Source organism: Burkholderia sp. BC1 (genome assembly GCF_052683555.1).
Window position 1 is genome coordinate 1 of record NZ_JBQYLP010000169.1, and the last position, 1455, is coordinate 1455.

A 1455-nucleotide genomic window follows, 5' to 3' on the forward strand; every position below is an offset into this window, starting at 1 on the left:
CAATACTGTTCAGATAGTATTTTTAAAGCCATAATCCTCATCCATCGAAGCTTCAATGGATGAGGGTGATGGCCAGAACACGCAAGACGCTGCCGTCGAGAGTTGACGTTGCGCATTTGATCAGCGCCGGGGTGCTGGCCAGCGTGTGTCCACGGACGTTGATCGAAGAAGTGTTGGCCGAGACCGGCAAGGCCAGCCAGCGGGAGCGGCTGCTGCCCGCGCCGGCAGTGGTGTATTACGTGATGGCGCTGGCGCTGTGGCGCGAAGCGCCGCTGGAGGAAGTGCTGCGCGTGGTGTGCGAAGGCCTGCAATGGCTCGGCGGCGGCCACACTGAGGCGGTGCAGGCCAGCAAGTCCGCGATCTCGCAGGCGCGCAGCCGGCTGGGCCCCGAGGTCATGCGCCAATTGGCCGATCGGGTGCTGCGCCCGCTGGCCGCGCCGGGGGCGCCAGGGGCGTGGTACCGGGGATTGCGCGTGATGGCCCTGGACGGCAGCTGCATGGACGTGGCCGACGAGGCGGCCAACGCCAAGTTCTTCGGCTACCCGGGCGCCTCGCGCGGCCAAAGCGCCTTCCCGCAGGCGCGCGTTCTGGGCCTGGTGGAATGCGGCACGCACGCGGTGGTGGCAGCCGGCATCGCACCCTACGGCCACAGCGAGCAGGTCATGGCCGCCCAGTTGCTGCCCGCCAAGCTCACGCCCGAGATGCTGGTGCTGGCCGACCGCAACTTCTACGGCTTCAAGCTCTGGCAGACCGCCTGCGCTACGGGCGCCAAGCTGGCCTGGCGGGTCAAATCCAACCTCAAGCTGCCGGTAGAGCAGATGTTGCCCGATGGCTCGTACCTGAGCCGCGTGTTCGACAGCGACGACCGCGCGCGGCGCGCAGGGCAAACGGTGCGTGTGATCGACTACGCGCTCGAGGGCTCGGCCACGCCGGCGCAGGGCAGCTACCGGCTGCTGACCAACCTCCTGGACCCCGATGCGGCGCCGGCCCTGGAGCTGGCCGCGCTGTACCACGAGCGCTGGGAGATCGAGGGGGTGTTCGATGAGTTCAAGACGCATTTGCGCGCCAACAGCACGGTGCTGCGCAGCAAGACGCCCGAGCTGGTGCAGCAGGAGCTGTGGGGGCTGCTGCTGGCGCACTTTGCGATTCGCCAGTTGATGGCGCAGGCGGCCTGGGCGCGCGAACTCGATCCGGATCGCCTGAGCTTCATGCACGCCGTGCGCGTGATCAAGCGCAAGATGCCGCAAGCTGCGGCCGTTTCCCCCTGAGCGTTTGCCTGCCTGGCGCGAGGCCCTGCTGGCCGAGATCGCGCGCGGGCGCTGCGTGAGCAGTCGTGGGCGCCTGAACCCGCGCGGCGTCAAGCGCAAGATGAGCAACTTCAATGTTCGGCATCGCGGCGCAGCGCTCCATTTGCGGCATCAGCCAGTGCCGGTGCTTCGTATCTGAACAGTATTT

At 67.2% G+C, this 1455-nt stretch carries 1 protein-coding gene; it reads left to right on the forward strand.

The features are described 5' to 3' along the window. The first annotated feature begins 59 nt into the window (after positions 1-59). Positions 60-1268, forward strand: a complete 1209-nt coding sequence (locus ACSHSS_RS30160; protein ID WP_011517431.1) for an IS4-like element ISBvi1 family transposase — start codon at positions 60-62, stop codon at positions 1266-1268. Positions 1269-1455: the final 187 nt, after the last annotated feature.

What these genes read in the sequence shown, in the direction of transcription:
- ACSHSS_RS30160 (WP_011517431.1), top strand. Translation starts at nt 60, where the DNA reads ATGAGGGTGATGGCCAGAACACGCAAGACGCTGCCGTCGAGAGTTGAC.